Here is a 22,236-nt window from a genome sequence, read left to right as displayed (position 1 = left end):
AACCGTGAGCAGAAAAATATTGATTGTCGGCGGCGTTGCTGGCGGAGCGTCTGCGGCCGCAAGACTTCGCCGTTTGGATGAAGATGCCCAGATCATCATGTTCGAACGGGACCCTTACATTTCCTTTGCCAACTGCGGGCTCCCCTACTATCTTGGGGATACCATCAAGGATCGCTCCAAGCTGCTGGTCCAAACGCCGGAAGCGATGCAACGCCGCTTTAACATCGATGTCCGTATCGAAAGCGAAGTGATCGGGATCGATCCGTCCGGCAAAACCGTACTTGTGCGCAGCAAAGAGCGCGGCGAATACCGGGAGAGCTATGACGCAGTGATTTTATCGCCCGGAGCCAGACCCATCCGCCCGAACCTTCCGGGCATCGAGAGCAGCCGAATTCATACCCTGCGGAATATTCCGGACACCGACCGCATCAAGCAGCGGGTTGTTGATGAGCAGGCCGCTTCAGCCATCGTGATCGGCGGCGGATTTATCGGTGTGGAGATGGCCGAGAATTTAAGAGAAATCGGGCTTGAGGTGACGTTGATTGAAGGCGGTCCGCAAATTTTGGCGCCGTTTGATCCCGAAATGGCCGGGGTGCTGGCCAAGGAACTGGAGGATCACGGGGTGAATCTGCTGATGTCGCAGACCGTCACTTCGTTTATGGAACAAGGAAATCAGATCGAGGTTCGCACTTCGGAAGGCCAAGCCTTATCCGCAGATCTTGTGATCTTGGCGATTGGCGTCACCCCGGATACGGCTTTTCTGAAGGACACCGGAATGGAGCTGGGGCCAAGGGGACATATCTTGGTAAGCGACAAGCTGGAGACCAGCATTCCGAATATTTACGCCGTTGGGGATGCGGTTGAAGTCTGCGACTATGTGAATGGATTCAAAACCGCAATTCCTTTAGCCGGTCCCGCCAACAAACAAGGGCGGATCGCAGCGGACAACGTCTGCGGCCTTGAGACTTCCTATAAAGGTTCGCAAGGTACGTCTATCATCAAGGTGTTTGGACTTACCGGAGCCGCGACCGGAAATCATGAGAAAACCCTGCAGCGTCTGGGTATTCCCTACCAGGTCACCGTAGTGCATCCCAACTCCCATGCTTCCTATTATCCCGGCGCAACCCCGTTATCCCTCAAGCTGTTGTTTAAGCCTGACGGCACTCTGCTTGGCGCACAAGCCGTCGGTTATGACGGGGTGGATAAACGGATCGACGATATTGCCACCGTTCTTCATTTCCGCGGGACGGTAACGGATCTGACCGAGTTGGAGCTGGCCTACGCCCCTCCTTACTCTTCAGCGAAAGATCCGGTCAACATGGCTGGTTATACCGCTGAGAACGTGGTTAGCGGACGTTCCCGCGTGTACGTTCCACAGGATTTAGCGACCCGGGACGAACAAACGACCTTGCTGGTGGATGTCCGTTCCGAGATCGAACATGCCAACGGTCATATCCCCGGTTCCCTGCTGATTCCGGTCGATGAGCTGCGCGATCGGCTGGATGAACTGGACCGCAACAAAGAGATTTGGGTTTATTGTCAAGTGGGCTTACGCGGCTACACCGCATCGCGAATCCTGCAGCAAAAAGGCTATCAGGTGCGGAATCTGACCGGCGGCTTCAAGCTTTATCAAATGGCCAACTATCAGCCTGGGCAAGTAAACATCCCGGGCCGTCCCGAATCCGAATCACGTCGAGCGAATGCGGAAATTGCCGCTGCCTCAGCGGCTCCGGCCATATCCAACGGGAACTCTCAGGCGGGGACGTCCGGTACGTCTGAGACTGAGCTGCGGGCCGATGCCGAGCTCGACACCTGCGGGCTGTGCTGCCCCGGCCCGCTGATTCAAGTGAAACAGGCCATGGATCGTTTGGAGATCGGGCAAATCCTGCACGTAACCGCCTCCGATCCCGGATTCTACGAAGATGTGCAGGCTTGGGCCACCATGTCCAAACATCGGATGATTCAGGTCGCCAAGAACGCAAACGGAATCATCGAGGCTTACTTAAGCAAGGAGGATCCCAACAAGCTTGGCGGTATTTCAGTACAGCCGGCAGCCGCACCGGAAGGCTCAACGATGATCGTCTTCAGCGGGGATTTGGATAAAGCGATCGCGTCATTTATTATCGCCAATGGCGCGGCCGCCAGCGGCAAGAAAGTGACGTTGTTTTTCACCTTCTGGGGGCTGAACATCCTTCGTAAATCGGAGAAAATACCTGCCCGCAAAACCTTGATCGGCCGGATGTTTGGCATGATGATGCCGCGCGGCAGCCGCAAATTATCCCTCTCCCGCATGAACATGCTGGGTATGGGAGCCAAGATGATCCGCGGCGTAATGAAAAATAACAACGTCTCTTCCCTGGAAGAGCTCATGGCCAGCGCCATAAGCCAAGGCGTTGAAATCGTCGCCTGTCAAATGTCCATGGATCTGATGGGCATTCGCCAGGAAGAACTGATCGATGGCGTTAAAATCGGCGGGGTTGGCTACTACTTGGGCAAGGCTGACCAATCGGGGATTAATTTGTTCATTTAATATGCATTAAGGGTTCTTGGTCCATGGGGCTGAGAACCCTTTTTTTAATATCCGGGCTTATTTTGCTGTATAATTGATGGGGACTATCCCCCATCATTCCAGCGATAAGGAGACCTCCCATGAGCGAACAGATTCGAATCAATAACGTAGATCGCTTTAGCGGGTTCGGCGATCTGTATGACCAGAGCCGGCCCCAGGCCCCGGTTGATCTCATCAACATCCTCACCATGTATTTGGGCCGATCCCCGGAGCTCGTCGCAGATGTCGGCTGCGGTACCGGCCTCTCTTCCTTCATCTGGCTGGATCATGCGAAGCGAATCGTGGGGATCGAGCCTAACGAGGATATGCGCGCCGTAGCGATGAGCCGCTGGCAGAAACAGGGTCGTCCGGCACACCTGCAATTTGCCCCAGGCATGTCTTATGCCTTGCCGCTGGAGCCCAGTTCTGTGGATCTCATCACCTGTTCTCAATCCTTCCACTGGATGGACCCGCAGCCCACGCTGCAGGAGTTCGCCAGGGTGTTACGCCCCGGAGGCCTCTTTGCCGCTTATGACTGTGATTGGCCGCCGGTCCTCTCCCCAGCGCTTGATCAGGCCTATGAACAGCTCATCCAATTGGCTGACAAGCGGGCAAGCGAGCTGAGCGAAGACGGCAAAGAAGCCTATAAATGGCCGAAGGACCAGCACTTGCAGCAAATTCAGAAGAGCGGCTTGTTCCAGTATTCTCGTGAGATCGTTTTTCACCATTGGGAGGAAAGTGACGCCAATCGATACGCAAATCTGGCCCTCAGCCAAGGCGGCCTCCAAACGGCTTTGAAATTAGGGGCCAACGACATCGCTGACGCTGCTGAGCAATTTCGCGAACTTGTGAAGCAAGAATTCGCCGGTGAGATCCGCCCTATCCTGTTTGGGTATCGGATGCGGCTTGGTGTGACTGCAAAAAAAAGAGCAAGACCGTGAATTCGGCCTTGCCCCATAGACTTAGGAGATATAACTATAGAAATTAACGAGAGATTACGTGAATCGGATGACCTTCAACCAGCTCTGCGGTTTCCATTACGATTTCGCCCAGGGTTGGGTGAGCGTGAATGGTCAACGAGATATCCTCAAGCGTAGCGCCCATTTCAACCGCAAGACCCAGCTCGGCGATCAGGTTGGACGCTTCGATCCCGACGATTTGCGCGCCGAGAACCACGTTGTTCTCTGCATTTGCCACGATTTTGATGAAGCCCTCCGGTTGGTTCAGGGAAGTCGCACGGCCGTTGCCCGCGAACGGGAATTTGCCGGCTTTCACCTTGAAGCCCTTGTCCTTCGCTTCCGATTCCGTCAGTCCCACGCTGGAGCATTCCGGATCGGTAAATACGACCGCAGGGATCGCTTTGTAATCCACTACGGAAGGAAGTCCCGCGATCGCTTCCGCTGCAACCTTGCCTTCGTAGGAAGCTTTGTGTGCAAGCGCAGGGCCTGCCACAATATCGCCAATCGCGAAGATGTTCGGGTTGCTGGTGCGTCCTTGATGGTCAACTTTGACCAATCCGCGATCGGTCAATTCCACGCCGGCCAGATCCAGACCCAAATCGCCATCGGTGTTTGGACGGCGGCCCACCGTTACCAAGAGGTAATCGGCAGTTACTTCTTTGCTTTCACCGTTTACGGAATATTTCACTGTCACGTTCTTATCGGTTTGTTCCGCACTTTCGGCTTTGGCGTTGGTTACGATTTCGATGCCGGTCTTCGCCATGTTCTTGGCAACCAGACGGGTCATATCTTTGTCGAAGCCAGGCAACACCGTATCCATGCCTTCAATAATCGTCACTTTCGTGCCGAATTTGGAGAACATTTGGCCGAGCTCGGCACCGATATAACCGCCGCCGATCACAACGAGGCTGCTAGGAATTTCTTGCAGCTCCAGCGCTTCCGTCGAGGACAGGATACGTCCGCCGAACGGGAAAGGCTTCAGTTCGATCGGACGGGAACCGGTCGCCAGAATGCAATGCTTGAAGCGATACCGCGGCGATTCATGATCGTTGAAGCAACGGGCTTCGTTTTCATTGATGAACATCACTTCACCGCTGAACACTTCGACCTTGTTGCCTTTGAGCAGACCGCTGACGCCTTGGGTCATTTTCTTCACGACACTGCTTTTGAACTCCTGCGTTTTCTTGAAGTCCACCTTCACGTTCTCCGCCGTAATCCCGAAGGCATCGGCATGTTGAGCGGATTCGTACTGGTGAGCTGCCGAGATCAGCGCTTTGGATGGGATACATCCGCGGTTCAAGCAGACGCCCCCAAGCTCCGATTTGTCGACGATGAGCACTTTTTGCCCAAGCTGGGCGGCGCGGATGGCCGCCACATATCCGCCGGGACCTGCACCGACAACTAATGTATCAATATCAAGAGAAGCATCTCCTACTACCATTGATTACACCTCCATAACGAGCAGCTCAGGGTTCGCGAGCAGCTGTTTGATATAGTTCATAAAGTTTTGCGCCGTCGCGCCGTCGATCAGACGGTGGTCGAAGCTGAGCGACAAGGCCATTACCGGAGCAACAACGATCTCGCCGTTTTTGACAACCGGCTTCTCGCTGATGCGGCCGGTGCCAAGGATCGCGACTTCAGGGTAGTTGATGATCGGCGTAAAGAACATCCCGCCGGCAGAGCCGATGTTCGTGATCGAGATCGTGCTGCCTTTCATCTCGTTCGCTGCCAGTTTGCCTTCGCGACCGCGGGAGGCGAGGTCTTTGATCGCTTCGGCGATCATCCAAATGCTCTTGCGATCCGCATCTTTGATCACCGGTACGATCAGACCGTTATCGGTATCCGTTGCAATGCCGATGTTATAGAATTTCTTATACACGATCTCATTGTTTACTTCGTCGATCGAAGCGTTCAGAGCCGGGAATTGACGGGAAGCGGCAACCAATGCTTTCACGATGAACGGAAGATAAGTGACTTTAATGCCTTTCTTCTCGGCGATAGGTTTCATCCGAGTCCGGAAAGCGACCAGTTCCGTAACATCCACTTCATCCATAATGGTTACATGCGGGGCAGTGTAAGCCGATTTCACCATCGCGTTGGAAATCGCTTTGCGAATGCCTTTGAACGGAACGCGTTCTTCTTCGCCATCCGTAGAAATTGCAGTTGGCGCAGCGGCGACCGGGGCTTTGGCGGCTGCGGCTGGGGCTGCAGACTGCGCAGCAGGTGCTGCGGCTTGCGCTGGAGCTGCGGCTCCGCCTTTTTTGAAGTTATCTACATCTTCTCTCGTGATCTTGCCGGCTTTCCCTGTCCCTGGTACCAACGACAAATCCACGCCTTGTTCACGAGCATATTTACGTACGCTAGGCGTAGCGAGAATTTCGCGGTTTGGAGCGACCGGAGCTGCGGCTGCAGCCGGCGCACCCGCAGCGGCCTTAGGTGCGTCATGCGCTTGTTCCGGAGCTGCGGCTTGTTCAGGCACGTCGCCTTCGGCATCAATAACAGCTACCACGTCGCCTACGCGGAATACGGCGCCGTCTTTGCCGAACACTTCAAGAACCGTACCGTTCACCGGACAAGGTACTTCCACGACAGCCTTGTCGTTTTGCACTTCCATAATGATGTCTTCGTCCGTCACCTTGTCGCCCGGTTTAATGTGCATTTTGATGATTTCGCCTTCATGCAATCCTTCGCCCAGCTCTGGGAACCGGTACTCGAATTTAGAGGAAGAAGCTGCTGCTTGCGGAGCTGGAGCGGCTGCCGAAGCTGCCGGAGCGCTTGCGTCTGCAGTTGGAGCCGGAGCTCCCTCTTGCTCAGGAAGATCGCCTTCGGCTTCGATTACGGCCACCACGTCGCCTACGCGGAATACCGCGCCGTCTTTACCGAATACTTCTTGTACTACACCATTTACCGGACAAGGTACTTCAACAACGGCTTTGTCGTTTTGTACCTCCATGATGATATCTTCATCTGTTACTTTGTCCCCTGGCTTGACATGCATTTTGATGATTTCACCTTCATGCAAGCCTTCGCCCAGTTCTGGGAAGCGATATTCAAACTTAGCCACAGGAAAGACCTCCTAAAAGTTTTGTGAGCCCATGCCTTGAATCAACTTCGAGCAAAACTTGCTTCGGAAGCATAAGCTTTGTTCTTCGATTTAGAATTCAAGCACTTTGTTAACGCCCTCGATCACACGAGCCGGGGACGGCAGCCATTGGTCTTCGATTTGCGCGAACGGATATACGGTATCCGGCGGAGCGATGCGAAGTACTGGAGCTTCAAGGTGCAGAATCGCTTTCTCGTTGATCTGCGCGATCACTTCCGCTGCGATGCCGGCCGATTTTTGCGCTTCCTGAACGATGATTGCGCGATTTGTTTTCTTCACCGAGGCCACAATCGTATCGATATCCAGCGGTACGAGTGTACGCAGGTCAATCACTTCGGCCTTAATGCCTTTAGTTTTCTCCAATTCTTCCGCGGCTTTGACTGCGGTATGAACCATGAGGCCGTAGGCGAGAATCGTTACATCCGAGCCTTCGCGAACGATATTGGCTTTGCCGAGCTCAACGGTATACTCCCCTTCCGGCACTTCATCGCGGAAGGCATGGTACAGGTTCAAGTGTTCCATGAAGAAGACCGGATCGTTATCGCGGATTGCGGAGATCAACAGTCCTTTTGCATCGTAAGGGTTCGAAGGAATGACCAGCTTGATCCCTGGAGTTTGGGCGATCAGGCCTTCCAGGGCATCGGTATGCAGTTCAGCTGCTTTAACCCCGCCGCCAAACGGCGTGCGAAATACGATTGGAGCGTGGTAACGTCCGCCGGAACGGTAACGCATCCGCGCGGCTTGCACGAGAATTTGATCCAATGCTTCGAAGATAAAGCCCACGAACTGGATTTCCGCAATCGGACGGAAACCTTGAATCCCGAGGCCTACCGCCATCCCGCCGATAGCCGATTCCGCCAGCGGTGTATCCATGACGCGCTCTTCCCCAAATTCCTTCTGCAGGCCTTCCGTTACACGGAATACCCCGCCTACATTACCTACGTCTTCGCCGAAAATCAGAACGTTTGGATCGCGTTGCAGTTCGACGCGCATGGCGTCGCGAATCGCTTCTTTCATATTCATTTGTGCCATTGCTTGTATCCTCCTCTATAGAACGATCAGACTAGTTTACACGTACGTATTATTGAAAATCGGCCTTTTGCTCTTCCAGGTGCTTCGGTGTTTTTTCAAACATGCTGTCGATCAGCCCTGGAATCGTCATTTTCTCCGTTTGTTCCGCTTTTTTGATTTGCTCGTTCACTTTGGCTTTCGCTTCTTCTTTCACCCGAGCGGTATCTTCTTCGGTCCAAAGACCTTTCTTCTCCAGATATTTAGCCAGGCGAGCGATCGGGTCTTTCTCGCTCCATTGCCCTTCTTCTTCCTTCGTCCGATACTTCGAAGTATCGTCGGACAGGGAGTGCGGACGGAACCGGTAAGTGACCGCTTCGATCAATGTCGCGCCTTCGCCGTTGCGCGCGCGTTCAGCGGCTTCCTGCACGGCGCTGATGACGGCGAACACGTCCATGCCGTCGATTTTCACGCCGCGGATCCCGGCTGCGACCGCTTTATGCGCGATCGACAAGGCTGCGGTTTGCTTCGCGAACGGCGTCGTGATCGCATAACCGTTATTTTGTACAAAGAAGATGACCGGCAGCTTGAATACCCCGGCATAGTTCAGCGCTTCGTAGAAATCGCCTTCCGACGAACCGCCGTCACCGGTATAAGTAATGGCTACATGTTTCTGTTTCTTCAGTTTGAAGCCCATGGCAATCCCCATGGCATGCAGCACTTGGGCACCGATAATAATCTGTGGCATAAGTACGTTAACGCCTTCCGGAATTTGTCCGCCGTGCTGATGCCCGCGGGAATACAGGAAAGCTTGATACAGCGGAAGACCATGCCATACGAGCTGCGGCATATCACGGTAGCCCGGGCAAACGAAGTCTTCTTTATCCAATGCGAACTCGCTGCCTACCATAGTAGCTTCTTGTCCAGATACTGGAGCATAAAATCCGAGGCGGCCTTGGCGGCCCAAGTTGATCGCACGTTCGTCCCAAGTACGCGTAAATACCATGCGATACATCAGTTCTTTCAATTGATCGTCGGACAAGGCCGGCACTTTATCTTTGTTAACGATTTCACCGTCTGGCGAGAGCACGGTCAAAGCTTCAACTTCTTCCGTGTATACTTCATAAGGAATCTTGCTCATTTTTTTCACCTCGACTGAAAATTTGATTAACTTGTTCCTCTGTTATAGAATTATTATACTCCTGTTTCATCCTAGAAGTCAAAGGAATTAAGGTTTATTGTGTTATATTTTTATTTTTGTGTATGTAACAGTTTTGCAAAAATAGTATAACACAAACCCATATTGTGGTAAGCTAGCGTTATCCCTATTTCACGGTAAATGTTACTTGATTCAAAAGACAAAAGCAAAATCCATCCAACTGGGAGTGTGTGTCAAACCATGACGGATTCGAATTATTTGAAAAGAACCATCGTTAAAGAGGAAATCCAAAGCCAGTTCCTCGGGGAGAAACGATACTTGCGCATCTATCTTCCTCCCGGCTATAACGAAATTCTCAGTTATCCCGTCATTTATTGTCAGGATGGTGAGGAGTTCTTCAACTTCGGACGCATCGCTACTCATGCGAATCGACTGATTCTGGATGAGGATATCGAGCCCTTCATCATCGTAGGCGTGGAGGTTAATACCGCGGTCCGCACGGAGGAGTACGCCCCGTTCGGGAACCGCTTTGACGCCTATACACGCTGTTTTACGGAAGAGATTATTCCCTTCATCGAGCGCAATTATCCGGTTCGCCGCGAACCTGCGGATCGGGTGCTGGCCGGCGATTCATTAGGGGCAACCGTCTCCCTCCACCTGGCTATGAAAAACCCGAAACTGTTTTCCAAAATCATCAGCTTGTCCGGCGCCTATTATGAGCCGTCCTTGAAAATTCTCGCTCAGGAGACCGACCTATCCTATTTGTCGCTGTTCATGATCGTAGGGTTGCAAGAGGATCATTACACTACCGATACGGGAACCTATAACTTTGTTGAATTAAACCGCAGAGCCAAAGCGCTGCTTGAGGAACGCGGTGCCCGCGTTGCCTATTTTGAGAAAGACGGCAAACATCTTTGGGGATTTTGGCAAAATGAGCTGCCGGATGCATTGATGTATTTTCTAAAATAGCGCTTTCATGATCGAGCAAATTCAGAGGCTGCCCAATGTAGAACTCTCATCTACTTCGGGTAGCCTCTCTCTAGGTGTCAATTTCATTCCCGTTGGACTGCGCGTTAAGGAGTCTGATCCTGTACGATAGCGCGCTCGGAGCTTGGCGCTGGTTTGGTTTCCGTGCCAATATAGATGGCCCCCGTTGCCAGCGATCGTCTCGGCAGCTTCCATTTATAATGAACAGACAACATGCGGAAAAAGACTACCGCCGCAAACAGCAAGATCAGTTCGAGCGTTGATCCGAACCACCCCATGCCAATTGCCAGACCCGCCAGCATGGCCCATACGGCATAGATTTCGTCCCGCAGCACCAGCGGCTTACGCCCGGCCAGCAGATCGCGGATAATTCCGCCCCCGATTCCGGTAAGCACCGCCGCAACCAGTACGGCGCTCATCGGATGCTTCATCTCCGTTGCGTATAACGCCCCTTGAATTGCAAAAGCCGACAAACCGATCGCATCAAATAATACCTCCGTCCGCTTCCAGCGGCGAACCCACGGCATCGGCAGCACGAAGGCGACAAACACGGACAATACGGCCAGCATAATTAAATCCCCTTGCGCCCATAACGTCGTGACCGGGACGCCGATCAATACATTGCGAATGATCCCGCCGCCAAAAGCCGTTACCAGACCCAGCACAAGCACCCCAAGGATATCGTATTCCTCTTCCATGGCGACGAACGCGCCGGACATGGCAAATGCCACGGTCCCGATGATGCTAAAAATATCAAAGATGTGCATCTCTTCCGTCCTTCTCTGCCTTTCTCTGTCAGCTTAATTTCATCAATCCCCATTGTAGGCCCACAAGGTGAAATTGTGCAACCCTAAAATCTGAATTATACTATCTGAAGCAATCGATTATGTGGCGTGAAAGGAAGTCGTTGATATGACTGGAAACCGGGTGCTTATCTTTGCCGGCGGGCGCTTAGATCCGGGGATGCTTCGGGAGGTACGTTCGGACGATGTTCTGATTGGAGCTGACCGCGGGGCTTTATTTTTGGTGGAGCATGGAATGAAGCCGCATTTGGCGGTGGGAGACTTCGATTCCGTGAGTGCAGAGGAACTGGCTCTGATTCAAAATAACAGCCTCGAGCTTCTCGCATGCGATCCGATTGATAAGGACCTGACGGATACGGAGCTGGCTTTCGACCTTGCCGTGCGAAGAAACCCGGCGGAAATCGTGTTAACCGGTGTGATCGGAACCCGTTTGGATCATACGCTGGCCAACCTGCATATGCTTCTTCGTGCAGCGGAGCAAGGAATCACCTGTGCGATTTGGGATGAGTATAATTACGTAACCCTGTGCGGATCTGTCTGCCGGGTCGAGGATCGCGGCTATACCTATGTCTCGCTGCTCCCGCTTACTCCCGAAGTAACCGGGATTACGCTGGACGGTTTCATGTATCCCCTACATAACGCAACCCTGCGAATTGGACAATCCCTGGCGGTTAGCAATCAATTAGCAGCTCCTGTCGGAACAGTACATGTTGCCGAAGGTTGGCTGCTCGTCATTCAAAGCCGAGATTAGTACCCTAGTTATTTCATTTTTGTAACCTTTTCGATACTTTTATGTTATATGAAATGAATGCAAAAACCCTTGAATTTTCAAGGGTTTTTTACATCTCAAAATTCGACGTTTCGCTTGAGTTCTTAAAAAAATGTAAACTTTAATGTTATTTTAATAATCGCCTCCAAACCGTTGGGGCTCAAGGTTTTTAGGAGACTCTACCATATTATAGGAGATTACAGATCTGTTATACTTCACTTACGAACCGGTCAAATAACAAGAACTTTGGAGGTACAACAACATGAATAAACGCACTCTTTTCCAAAAAGTATTGACGGTCGGACTGGTGTCCGCCATCGGTTTCAGTACGCTGCTTGCCGGCGGGGCTGAACCTGTACAAGCCCAATCTGCGACAAGCACCGCCGTTTCCAAAGGAACGCAGGTTGTAAATTACGGGAAACAGTTTTTGGGCAGACCTTACAAATTCGGAGCTTCTACCTCTACAACGAAGGTATTTGACTGCTCCTCCTTTACGAAATATGTATTTAAGAAGTACGGCGTCACTTTACCGCGTACTTCCTCCGCGCAAGCCAAAGAAGGTTATGCAGTTTCGAAGTCGAATCTGAAAGCCGGGGATCTGGTCTTCTTCTCCAGCGGCAGCCGGGCGAACGGTAAGAACGTAACGCATGTGGCCATCTATATGGGCAACGGCAAAATTCTGCATACTTATGGCAAGCCAGGAGTCACGATCTCTAATCTGAATTCCGGCAACTGGAAAAAAACTTACCTGAAGGCTCGCCGCGTTCTGTAATCGGACAAGCCTAACATTACCTCATTCAAGAAGTCGTTGCATTCATCACTCGATCGCAGCGGCTTTTTGAGCAAAATAACCTGGACATCACGATGACCGGGTTATTCGTCGTTTAACTTAACATGTATCCTGTGCCGCGTATCGTGTGGAGCAGCTTCTTTGTATGTCCGCTGTCTATTTTCTTGCGTAAGTGCCGGATATAAACATCGACCACATTGGTTCCCGTGGCGAAGTCATAGCCCCACACTTGCTGCAGAATCATCTCCCGTCCGCACACCTTCCCCGCCCGTTTCAGGAGAAAAAGCAATAAATCAAATTCCTTCGGCGTTAATTTAACGGGCTCCTCATCTCTCCACACCTTGCGGCTGCGCAGCTCGATCCTTAAATCCTCATAGGAGAGCTCGGTTAAGGAACCGTCCCCTAACCGTTTGAACAGGGAGATCAAATGGCCGACGCGAGCATACAATTCTGCGATCGGAATGGTGACTTGCACCACATCGTTAGCCCCCCGGATAAATCCGCTAACCACCGCATCCGTATTCCAGTCCTTAAGCAGCAGGAGGATCGGAAACGGAGCGAACCGCCCAATTTCCTCCTGAAGGGCTGCCGAGGCTTCGTCCGGAATATCCGTTCCCAGCAGCAGCGCATCCGGAAGCTCTTCCTCCAGCAAACGAAGGAGGCCGGCCCCTTCCCGCTTCCAGCCTACCCGATAGCCCGCATCCTCCATTCCGCTCTTAATTCGCTCCCCTTCAGCGGGATCTTCTAACACCAGCATAACGTATCTTTTCATCGCGAGACCACCTTACCTGCATCTGCCAATCCATTAATTAAGATGAACATTCTGCAGTGAAACCATTCGGTCGTCCCGGATTCCCGCGCTCCGCTTTAACCCAAGTAGCGATCATAGATGGTTCTGGCTTCTGACGGATCTTGCGTACCGTGGATTAGCGCTCTTCCGTCCGCAAACAAGACCAACCGCCGCTCAGCGATCGAAAAGGATAGCAGAAACGGATTGACCTCTACCGTCCCCTCCTGCAATCGCTCCAGCTTCTTCGCCATCTCCGGCAACTGGACCTTCCGTTTGGCCGCTGGACGGATCTGCACCGTGTCTCTGCCGCAAAGCACCTCTGTTTTCCGATGGCTCGAAGCGGACAAATACGGGTAAGTCGCCCCGTTGCCGCAGGACAGACAACCCTCCTGCTTGGCGGATCCCACTTTAATGGAAGCCTGTTCATTTCGCCACAGGTCGAAGGTGAGCAGGGTGCCGCGCAGCGCCTCAGGATGCCCGGTAAGCAGCTTCAACGCTTCCGTCGTTTGATGGGCGACGACCGTTTGGACCGCCGGAGGAATGACGCCTACCGTATCGCAGGTATCTCCGCCGAGCGGCACAGTCCCCAGCAGACAGTTCAGGCAAGGCGTCTCGCCTGGCACAATCGTGTAGGTAATCCCGTAACTGCCGACGCAACCGCCATAGATCCAGGGAATGCGATATTTTTGCGATATATCGTTGATCATCAATCTAGTATCAAAATTATCCGTGGCATCCATAATGAGATCGATCCCGGGGATGAAGCCTTCCAGCTCTTCCGGATCGACATCCACCACATGAGCATCGATCTGCACCAGGCTGTTGATTGCGGTTAATCGCTGTTTGGCGGCAATCGCTTTCGGCAATCGCCCAGCCGCATCCGCTTCGGAAAATAGCTGTTGGCGCTGCAAATTGCTCCATTCCACATAGTCCCGGTCGGCGATCACGAGATGGCCCACGCCCGCCCGCACCAGCGTCTCGGCGATGCCGGTGCCAAGGGCCCCCGCTCCAACAATCAGCACTTTCGCTTGTGCGAGCTGGTCTTGTCCGGCAGGGCCTATAGGAGCAAACAGCCTTTGCCGTGAGTAACGGTCCGGTAATGGCTGTTCTTGAGCTTGTTGTTGCTGCGTTTGCGTTTGATCTCTTTCCATTTCAGTTCTCCCCTCGCCAATGCTTGTACTCCTCATGTATCCGGTGGAGCAACCGCTTCGTTGTTTCAAGCATAGTACAGTTAAGGGGAGAATTCAAAGGCGTTTCCCTGCAACTTAGGGTCCCGTAGCTCTACAATCCAGAGGATAATACCCGCTTTCCGCTGCATCGCGTTCATTCGCGAAAATCTCTTCCTCACGGTAATTTAGCCCCCTGGCCTTGGTGCAGGTCTTTCGATAGTAATATTTCACCCCCGTGACCGGGTCGACCGCTCCCAGGATCGCCGGTGTCCGGTCCAGTCTTCCCCCGCCTAATGCATAATTGTTGTAGTAGCGATCCCCGACCGGAATCCCTTGCAAAAACACCATGATCCCGACATCATTCAGCGTGTTATTCCACGCCTCGTGCGGAATGACCGGCAAGGTGAACGTATAATGCACCCCCTGCTTCGCGGCATACCCATGATGCAACCGAATTGTCCGGGCGAGATCCTCCTCAATCCGGCGGACAATCGCCCCGCGCCGTACGGCATCGAATTCTTCATCGTTCTGCAGCAGCGGGATGGAGACCTCCGACTTGACCTCGGTTTGCAGGCCGCTGACCCAACGGTTTGCCGCTGCATCGTAAGCCGTCACTTTCCCGTCCAAGGTAAAAGCCAGGCTGTTTCCGCTTGCATCCAGATAAGTATAGGGCTTCTTATCCTGCCAGCGGTAACTCAGCGTCTCTTGCTTCGATTCTGTGTCCGCCGAATACAGATAGTAGCCGTCGTAATCCATGACGACAACCGCCGGGAGATAACTTAATAGGAACTGCTGCCCCACCGGATCATCGGCGACGCCAAAATTCAAATACAAACTCCGAAGCAATGCAGCCAAGGCTTGCTCTTTATCGGCGCGCATCCATTTCGATGAGCCGTACCCGCTTTCGAATTGCTGCAGCTCATTTCGATTCAAGGCCGCTGCCGCATCTTGTACGGCCGTGCGCAATGCAGCAGTATAACGGGTTTCGAGACGGTTCACTTCCCGCAGATTCTCCGCCCGTTGTCCGCCCAGCCAGAGGATTGGGGCCACAACGATAACGAAAATCACCGCCCAATCAGTAATCTTCATTTAACACCATACCTCCGTATGTAAGCAGGGACGACTTCTCATGGCCTGCCCCGTTGTATAGGAATTCGGAGAAGATATCCAGCGGACTTCGGGCATGATCCAGTGCCGTAACGGCGAAGAAATCACCTTCCTGGAGCTTGTACGGCTCCCCCTCTTGCCCTGTCTCGCTCGGAAACAGCACCTTTAAAATATCCGCGGTATAGAAGGCATCGTAAACCACGCTGAAATCATTCAGGAAGGTTCCGGGATCCGCCGGATCGCCATACTCCGGATGGTAGATCTTATGACGATGTTCCAGCTCAACCTCATACCCTCCCCCATTTTGCTCCATGTCGCGGACAAAGTCCTCATACATCGCCGGCGTGACAAGCCCCTTGTTCCGCACGGCGTCGGTAAACTGAACCAGCGTGCGATAGGCCGCCAAATAACGGATATCCTCCTGCCGCTGCGCCGTCTGCAGTGCCGGAAACAGAAACAGGAGCAGCACGGCAAGCAGCGCGGCCGTTATTTTGGACAAGGCATTCACCATTCCCTGCCACCTACTTTCTGTGAATAATGACCCGAATCACTTCCCCGGAAGAATCGAAAATACGCTCCGCCTCATATTCCGCCCTTAAATCTAACACCGCCAGAGCGCGCTCGCGGCTTCGTTCCAGCAAATCCTCCATCGGATCATTCGAAGCGGCATTCAGCACAACGCCGTCCAATTCAATCCTTGCCCCAACGTTGATCCAATCCGGAATCCGATGGAGGAGATCATTCCCTGTAATCCCCGTTATAGATCGTTCCAGAGGGTCGCCGTAACCGGGATGCCCGCCCGTATTTCGGACATGGACAAGCTCCTCGCCTTCATGAGCATAGACGCTTCGCTGAACCCCATGTAGCTGAGCAGCAAGCGCGTCATAGGACGCGTTCGGTTCCCCTCCAATTTCTAGCGTATATAAGGCCGCCGCGATAAATGAGCTGACCGAGAAGAGCAGCCATACCAGGCTTCTTACAGGATTCAGCATCTTAAGTTCGCCTCCAATCCACAGCCTTACGGAATTAACGTCGTTTGGGTAAAGATTAATCCCCGCACCACATTAGAACTGTCCTTGACAACCCGTGACTTGAACTTGCCGCTGGGATTGACATATTCGTTCAGCCGCTCGTTCCAGGCATTGCTGATCGCAGCAAAACTCTGACCGTTCACCGAACCATACCGCTCGGAAGATTCGGGCTCATTGATGTTTAATACGTCCCCGTACCATTCCCCGCCGCTGTTCTTTCCGGTTTTCACCAGGATGCCAAATTGATCGCGATCTTTAAACTTACGCAACGCATTGGTCACCTGCGAGCCGCTCACCGTCGTATCGTCATATACGGTAAACGAGGCTTGGGACAGCTCGGTTTGAATATCGGAGAAGCTGTTTTGCGCTGTCTTCGTGGCTTCCTGCGCGGATACGAACAAAATGACAACAATTGTGATCAAAGCGATCGTCAAAAAGATCCCCGCCGCTACTTTTAAAGCAGATGAAGCGTTATTCATCGCTAAAAACCTCCTTCATTTCATCCTATAATTTTTGAAGTTGTTCGAAATACAAGCTCATTTGTTCAAAGCTCATCCAAATCAGAGGGATGACCAAATAGGCGAACACTAGCGCATACATCGGGGTAAACCCGATCATCCGGCCCCAGCCCGCTTTGATATCCAGCGATTTCTCGTAGTCCAGCCGTCTGCGTTCAAATTGATAGGACATATCGCTGTCAAGATCGTCAAAGGCATCGGCGACCCGGAGTTTCTCCGATGCCAGAAGCAACTTGTCCACCAGACGTTGGAATTCCTCCAGCATGACTTCGCTCTTCAGCTCCAGCAACGCCACCTCAGCGTCATGGCCGTAATTCAGCAGGCATTTTTGCAGAGGCTCTCGAAAGATCACGGCATAAGAGGCCAACCACTCCAGGATCTCTTCTACCGAGATACGTTCCAGCTCCCGAAGGATGGCAATCATCGTCAGATATTGATACACCTCATGGCGCATGTCCATCAGCCGCATCCATCGTTGGAAATACAGCGTCCAGAGCGGCAACTGGTAACCGGCGAGTCCGGCCAGCAAGGCTGCGGCGACTTCCCACCACTTCAGAGATTCGCGATTCCAGCGCTGCAGCTTATCCTGAATTCGATGCGCCGCCTCAGACAACGTTTCATGAGAACGGCCTCCCCCTTCTGCTGTCCACCTCGTGGAGACGGAACGGGCGATTGCGTCATAATTGGCCGCTGCCGACATGCCAAGCTCCCGCATCACCGCAGCATCTCTCTCAGCATCCAGACGCCCGGCTTCAACCGCGTCTTCCGGCAAGGCGCCAAAAAAGGAGGAGGCCTGGGGAGGTTCCGTCAGAATGTGTTGCTGTGCGAGTTGGTGAAGCACCAGGCATGCGCTGAGCGTAACAAGGAAACTGACGAGCAGAGCCGCGATCCGCCTCACCTGAAACCATTCGACCCGCAGTCGGTGATTCGTCTCCTTCAGCAGTTGGGATATCCGGTGATAGGCCATGGAATCCGGCGGTGGAACCAATTGCCGGCAGATCCGGCCCAGCGTCCGGTGCAAATAGACCCTCGCTTCCCACGGTCGCTTCGCGGTTTTCGCTCGATACGCCGTTTCCTCTTCGCTCTTGAGCTTCTGCAGCAGAACATAACTGAACAGAATGGTCAGGAACAGTCCCGCCTTGATCACCATTCCCGCCTTGCTTAAGTAGAACGAATCCATTAACGGGAAATGCCCCCTGGCCCACATCTCCACCGGTTTCGTGAAGAATACCGGCAGCAAAGCGATCACATGCAGCCCTTTTAACAAATAATCCAGCCGATTTTTTCGAATCAGCTCCAACTGAACTTCACCGGTCAGCCGGCTAATTCCGCGAAGATACATGGAACCTTCCGTTCGTTTCCGATCTCCGTATTCCGAGACCAGTCGGGAAATCCCGGCGAAGGCCTTCAAATAGCGGCTCGGTGCCTGTTCATAATACTTCTCCAATGCCTCGTCCGGATCGGCTTCTTCCAGTGCTCCGCTGATCCAATGGGCATGAACCCCGACCTCGCGGCCGGTCGCCTCCCCGGCTTCCTCAATTGCATCCGCCACCATGCCATGACGATGATAGGCGTGACGGACGGCGGCGAAGAAGCTGAGCATTTGCTCCAGCAGTTTGGTTTCCAGGCGGTTGACGTAACCATCAAGCAGCAAGCCTTGGAGCACGGCGGCTGTAATTAACAGCGACAGGAAGAACAAGCCGTCGGGATTCAGCACCGTCAATATCGCAATAGACACAGCCAATATCCCTGTGATCCCATAAGCCAGCTTCATCGTTTGACGCCTTAGCTCCCGCTCGTCATAGGGGTGAAGGACCGCCAACCGCACTCGGATTTTTCTGGGATAATTCCTTAGCAAGGGCACCTTCATCCAAGCGGTATATGACCTCAGGTAGAAAGCGGTGAGACTTACCCGAACCCAACGCAGCGGCTGCTTAGAGGTTGAACCGGTGGATCCCCAAGCATCCGACCATAACGGGTTGTCCCTCCTGCCAAGCATCTGACCCGCGGTGTATAATCCGATGCAGACTATCAAAGATATCCCAAATACCAGTATGAGGATCGTCTTAAGCTCCAACCGTCTCCCCCCAATACGAGTCTACAAACCGCTCAAAGTCCGCAGCATCTTGCGGCAGCATTTCACGCAGCATCGCCTCACGAGATGGACGTGAAATCGGCTGAACGGCAACGTAACGCCCATTTCGATACTCCATGATAACCCGTTCTTCATATCCGCTTTGATCACAGGAATAAGCCTTGTCTGCACGAGCTGACCCCGGATTGGGGTCACCCGGAGCAGAGTGTTGCTCCGGTTCCCGTCGGCAGCATTCCGTGATCCGTTCGATGTATCGCTGTCCCGACATGTCCCGGCGCAGGTGGATATCGAAGTCGATAACCGAAGCAACCTGCAGCTCTGCGATTCGTTCGTCGCGGAACACGCCGGTCTTCAGCAGCGAGTTGCGCAAGGATTCGATCAGGTCGCGAAATGTTTTGGCGTGATGCGTAAACAACGTAAACAAACTGGCCACTTGCGCCATCTGCACCATCCAGGCCGCAACCTCGTCCGTCGCCACCTCCCCGAGGATATGGACGGTTCCGTCCGTCTTCTTCTGCAGGTCCAGAGCGGTTTGCCCGCTCACGTAATCGGTCTCCCGGAAGCTTAAGATGTTTCGCCCGCTGTACAAACGCCGCAGATGCAGCTCGAAAGACATTTCCTGTACGCGAAGAGTGTATGCGGCATAGATATGCTTGACCATCGCCATCAAGAGCGTCGTTTTGCCCGAGCCCTGTGAGCCGGTAATCGAGGTAATCCGACTTCCCTTCATGAAGTATTTCAGCAATCCCAACGGCAGCTCCGCGTTGCCGCCTTGGATCAATTGCTCCAGTGAAGCAGCGAGGGGATCGAACTTCCGGACAAAGAAAGCCCACGACTCCGCAAAGGGCGGCCGAACGACCACGATCCGAGAGCCGTCCTTCATTTCGTTCACCTTATAACCGTTCACCTCTGACAATTGACCAGGCAGGTTAAACTTGTAGATGTTCTGACAAACGCGCTTTAGCTCCGCTTCGCTGCCAAAGGACAGGAACGCCAGGCGGATGCTTTTACCCTTATAAAAAATCCAAACGCTATCCCAAGCGTAGGTCACTCTTTCCCCATCCTCATCAACGACAGGAAAATCCCCGTTGGCTGCTGGATGCCCCAAACCGGTGCGAGGAGAAATTTCACTCGCAGCATAACCGCCCGGAATCCCGCTGACCCCTCCGCTCAGCCCGTCAATCCGCATATCCCGCAGCTCATCCACCACGGAGAAGCCTCTATACCTTTGGTAGACTCGCTGGACCACAAGATCCAGCTTCTCCTGAAACGTAAGCGCCCGGTACTCCAGGAAAAAGATAGGGTCCACATCTTCGGCCGTGATTTCATATACCGGAGAACCGTCCACGGTTTTGGGCGGTTTGGGGTCATCCAGCGCATAGTCTTCTATCAAACGGTTTAGCCCGTCCGTACCGTACCGCTGCTTGTAGAGGTACAGGATGATGTCAAAACGGTCTTGGGCCGTTAACAGCTCCCGGCGCTGAAAGGGCAGGATCCGGTCGATATTATGCGCGGTGATTCCGTAATCGCCCGCAAGCATGTCCTTGATAAAAGACTTAATATACTGCTTGTCTTGCGGATCCCCGTACGCGCATCCCCGAAGCGCCTGGCGAAGCTCCGCGCGGGCTTTGGCTTGGCGATTCCACGCTTCTTCGCTTATGCCCCAGTCATTGCCGACCGAGCGGCTGAGCTCGTGCAGCCGTTCCTTAATATAGGACGTCATAGCCGACAGCTCAAAGCGATCATCGCCGTTCCGGCGATCCGGTCCCCTTGCCCCTGAAAATTTGACTTTACGCCAGATCAGGAGCAAGGCTGTCAGCAAAAGGAGCGTTATGATTAAACCGTTCATCAACCCTCTACGCCCCCTTCTCTTTCAGGCTGGCATCCGAGGCCAGCTCCATTAAGGTGTCTCCCAACTCGCGATAGCCTTTCAGCAGAAGCTCGCGAGCACCTCCCCGTTTGGGCCAAAGCGGCTGTTTGCGAAAATACGACAAGATCCTGCGGTCGTTCCAGGCATCGGCGAACTCGGTATGATGCGGAATCCCTATCATCCGCAGTTCGCTGGAATAACGCCGCTTCAAGTTAGTTAACCCGTAACGGGACTGCGGGTCATACGGAGAGATAACCGCTGCCCATTTCGCTTTCGTTTCTCCAAGGCCGGCAGTGAGGTTCGCATACCATTCGTCTATGATTCCGAGTCGATGCGGGAGCACCGTTACGAAGATGTCGCTGTCTTGCCTGTTCTGCAGCACCTCGATTAACCGCTTGCCTTGTGCATGAAGCACAAGGTTATCATAGGATTGATCCGCGATCGCCAGCACATCGGCGACACCCTTCGGGTCTGCATCCTTCCAAGCCGATTCGCCAATGCGCGTTCCACATACCAGATCAAGACGTCCGCGCAGCAGCGGGACGGTGTAGTCGGCCAAATTGCTTCTTGTCAAGCGCCCGCTAGACTGCAAGCGAAGCAGTGCGTCAAGGCCATGCTCCGGGAGCGACTCTTTATCGCAGGCCTCGTCGTGCAGGTGTAGGGTCTGCCGAAACCCTTCCTCCAGGCCGCTCCCGGCAGACCCTTCATTGAACAGGAGCAGCCGCCGGGGATACCTCAGCCCTAGCGTGACAGCGGTGGCTACGGCAGCTTCGGCAGCGCCGCCGAGACCGCCGTCCCAAAACACAAGACGGCTCATGCTTGCCTCCTCTCCGCTTGGCGTACGGCACGTTTCGCGATCGACGGCTCCCAGCCCGCCAGCTCGTGCAGTAATTGGCGAAGCGCTCCTTTGTAGGAACGAGAGAGGCTTCCAAGTCGGAGCTGCTGCGTATGTTCGTTCTCCAGTTGAACTGCCAGATTGGATTCATCCCAGGGGATACACAGCTCCGCCGAACGCCACTCCAGCGGCAGCTCCTCCAACAAGTCCAGGATGAGACGGCTGTTTACGCCACTGTCGACTGTACGGATAAAAACCGGCCGTACCGCCAGCCCCCGTAATTGCGGCCAGAGGTGGAACAAGCTGCGAAACCACTGCTTACTCGCTTCGACCTCGTATCGATCGTAGGTCGTCACCCAGACGACTTCGTCTGCTGAAGTGAACGCCTCAGAGGTGAGGCCGCTTAGCGTTTCCACGTCATGCAAGAGGAAATCGTATGCGGAGATGACCTCCTCATCGCCCCCCTCCATCGTGGATGAGCAGTTCGGAAAGCTTGCACCGCCAGTCGCAACGTCAAAACCTTGGAACTCCGTTAACGAGAGGATCGAATCCTCTCCGCCTATGGAGTACCGGTATTTGCCGCCCTCCGTACCATCCCGTAACAACACCTTTGAGCCGGCTGTTGCCAGGACGCGGCATAAGTACAATAAAAGGTCGCGTTTATCACTTTTTCCAACAAATAACCATCGCTTCAC

At 53.5% G+C, this 22,236-nt stretch carries 20 protein-coding genes; 5 read left to right on the top strand and 15 right to left on the bottom strand.

The genetic code is table 11. The features are described 5' to 3' along the window. The first annotated feature begins 4 nt into the window (after window positions 1-4). Together BN3795_RS15660 and BN3795_RS15655 are read left to right on the top strand one after the other, a co-directional pair. A complete protein-coding gene (locus BN3795_RS15660; protein ID WP_068785630.1) occupies window positions 5-2,530 on the top strand; it encodes an FAD-dependent oxidoreductase in 2,526 nt (841 codons plus the stop codon). Window positions 2,531-2,649: 119 nt separating this feature from the next. Beyond that, window positions 2,650-3,489 (top strand): class I SAM-dependent methyltransferase, encoded by an 840-nt coding sequence (locus BN3795_RS15655; RefSeq protein ID WP_068785629.1) that lies wholly within the window; start codon window positions 2,650-2,652, stop codon window positions 3,487-3,489. Window positions 3,490-3,532: 43 nt separating this feature from the next. Here the strand turns inward: BN3795_RS15655 and lpdA are convergent, their stop codons facing one another. The 4 genes from lpdA to pdhA all read right to left on the bottom strand — a co-directional run bounded on the left by lpdA (window position 3,533) and on the right by pdhA (window position 8,759). Continuing rightward, entirely contained in the window at window positions 3,533-4,948 is a 1,416-nt protein-coding gene (gene lpdA / locus BN3795_RS15650; protein ID WP_068785628.1) for a dihydrolipoyl dehydrogenase, read from the bottom strand. Between the two features lie 3 nt (window positions 4,949-4,951). Then, entirely contained in the window at window positions 4,952-6,571 is a 1,620-nt protein-coding gene (locus BN3795_RS15645) for a 2-oxo acid dehydrogenase subunit E2 (RefSeq protein ID WP_068785627.1), read from the bottom strand. 90 nt (window positions 6,572-6,661) lie between these two features. Then, window positions 6,662-7,642 (bottom strand): alpha-ketoacid dehydrogenase subunit beta, encoded by a 981-nt coding sequence (locus BN3795_RS15640; RefSeq protein ID WP_068785626.1) that lies wholly within the window; start codon window positions 7,640-7,642, stop codon window positions 6,662-6,664. 49 nt (window positions 7,643-7,691) lie between these two features. Next, the gene (gene pdhA, locus BN3795_RS15635; RefSeq protein WP_068785625.1) at window positions 7,692-8,759 is read right to left on the bottom strand and encodes a pyruvate dehydrogenase (acetyl-transferring) E1 component subunit alpha; all 1,068 of its coding nucleotides are present in this window, start codon (window positions 8,757-8,759) and stop codon (window positions 7,692-7,694) included. 258 nt (window positions 8,760-9,017) lie between these two features. On the opposite strand from pdhA, the gene BN3795_RS15630 reads away from it, so the two are divergent. Further along, window positions 9,018-9,746: an alpha/beta hydrolase gene (locus BN3795_RS15630; RefSeq protein ID WP_068785624.1), complete on the top strand. Its 729-nt coding sequence runs from the start codon at window positions 9,018-9,020 to the stop codon at window positions 9,744-9,746. A 104-nt stretch (window positions 9,747-9,850) separates the two neighbouring features. Here BN3795_RS15630 and BN3795_RS15625 read toward each other — a convergent pair whose 3' ends face one another. Further along, window positions 9,851-10,531, bottom strand: a complete 681-nt coding sequence (locus tag BN3795_RS15625) for a trimeric intracellular cation channel family protein (RefSeq protein ID WP_068785623.1) — start codon at window positions 10,529-10,531, stop codon at window positions 9,851-9,853. 145 nt (window positions 10,532-10,676) lie between these two features. Between BN3795_RS15625 and BN3795_RS15620 the strand changes: the two genes are divergently transcribed. Both BN3795_RS15620 and BN3795_RS15615 read left to right on the top strand, forming a co-directional pair. Further along, window positions 10,677-11,318 carry a thiamine diphosphokinase gene (locus tag BN3795_RS15620; RefSeq protein WP_068785622.1) on the top strand — a complete coding sequence of 214 codons (642 nt, stop codon included), beginning with the start codon at window positions 10,677-10,679 and terminating at the stop codon, window positions 11,316-11,318. 280 nt (window positions 11,319-11,598) lie between these two features. Then, the gene (locus tag BN3795_RS15615; protein WP_068785621.1) at window positions 11,599-12,108 is read left to right on the top strand and encodes a C40 family peptidase; all 510 of its coding nucleotides are present in this window, start codon (window positions 11,599-11,601) and stop codon (window positions 12,106-12,108) included. Between the two features lie 112 nt (window positions 12,109-12,220). Here BN3795_RS15615 and BN3795_RS15610 read toward each other — a convergent pair whose 3' ends face one another. The 10 genes from BN3795_RS15610 to BN3795_RS15565 all read right to left on the bottom strand — a co-directional run bounded on the left by BN3795_RS15610 (window position 12,221) and on the right by BN3795_RS15565 (window position 22,236). Beyond that, complete coding sequence (locus tag BN3795_RS15610; RefSeq protein WP_068785620.1) at window positions 12,221-12,898, bottom strand: response regulator transcription factor; 678 nt, start codon at window positions 12,896-12,898, stop codon at window positions 12,221-12,223. A 95-nt stretch (window positions 12,899-12,993) separates the two neighbouring features. Continuing rightward, window positions 12,994-14,067, bottom strand: coding sequence for a MoeB/ThiF family adenylyltransferase (locus BN3795_RS15605; RefSeq protein WP_068785619.1), 1,074 nt, complete (start codon window positions 14,065-14,067; stop codon window positions 12,994-12,996). A 114-nt stretch (window positions 14,068-14,181) separates the two neighbouring features. Next, window positions 14,182-15,174 (bottom strand): F0F1-type ATP synthase, encoded by a 993-nt coding sequence (locus BN3795_RS15600; protein WP_068785618.1) that lies wholly within the window; start codon window positions 15,172-15,174, stop codon window positions 14,182-14,184. Then, entirely contained in the window at window positions 15,161-15,703 is a 543-nt protein-coding gene (locus BN3795_RS15595) for a hypothetical protein (RefSeq protein ID WP_068785617.1), read from the bottom strand. The genes BN3795_RS15600 and BN3795_RS15595 overlap by 14 nt, the downstream gene beginning before the upstream one ends. 10 nt (window positions 15,704-15,713) lie before the next feature. Beyond that, complete coding sequence (locus BN3795_RS15590; protein ID WP_068785616.1) at window positions 15,714-16,184, bottom strand: hypothetical protein; 471 nt, start codon at window positions 16,182-16,184, stop codon at window positions 15,714-15,716. 26 nt (window positions 16,185-16,210) lie between these two features. Continuing rightward, window positions 16,211-16,702 (bottom strand): ABC transporter permease, encoded by a 492-nt coding sequence (locus BN3795_RS15585; RefSeq protein ID WP_068785615.1) that lies wholly within the window; start codon window positions 16,700-16,702, stop codon window positions 16,211-16,213. Between the two features lie 25 nt (window positions 16,703-16,727). After that, a complete protein-coding gene (locus BN3795_RS15580; protein WP_232729947.1) occupies window positions 16,728-18,515 on the bottom strand; it encodes a hypothetical protein in 1,788 nt (595 codons plus the stop codon). 292 nt (window positions 18,516-18,807) lie between these two features. Then, a complete protein-coding gene (locus BN3795_RS15575; protein ID WP_068785613.1) occupies window positions 18,808-20,685 on the bottom strand; it encodes an ATPase, T2SS/T4P/T4SS family in 1,878 nt (625 codons plus the stop codon). A 7-nt stretch (window positions 20,686-20,692) separates the two neighbouring features. After that, a complete protein-coding gene (locus tag BN3795_RS15570) occupies window positions 20,693-21,523 on the bottom strand; it encodes a hypothetical protein (protein WP_068785612.1) in 831 nt (276 codons plus the stop codon). Then, entirely contained in the window at window positions 21,520-22,236 is a 717-nt protein-coding gene (locus BN3795_RS15565) for a hypothetical protein (protein WP_068785611.1), read from the bottom strand. Before BN3795_RS15565 ends, BN3795_RS15570 begins: the two co-directional genes overlap by 4 nt.

The organism is Paenibacillus phocaeensis, from assembly GCF_900021165.1.
GTDB lineage: Bacteria > Bacillota > Bacilli > Paenibacillales > Paenibacillaceae > Fontibacillus > Fontibacillus phocaensis.
This window is presented reverse-complemented; position numbering and strand designations above follow the sequence as displayed.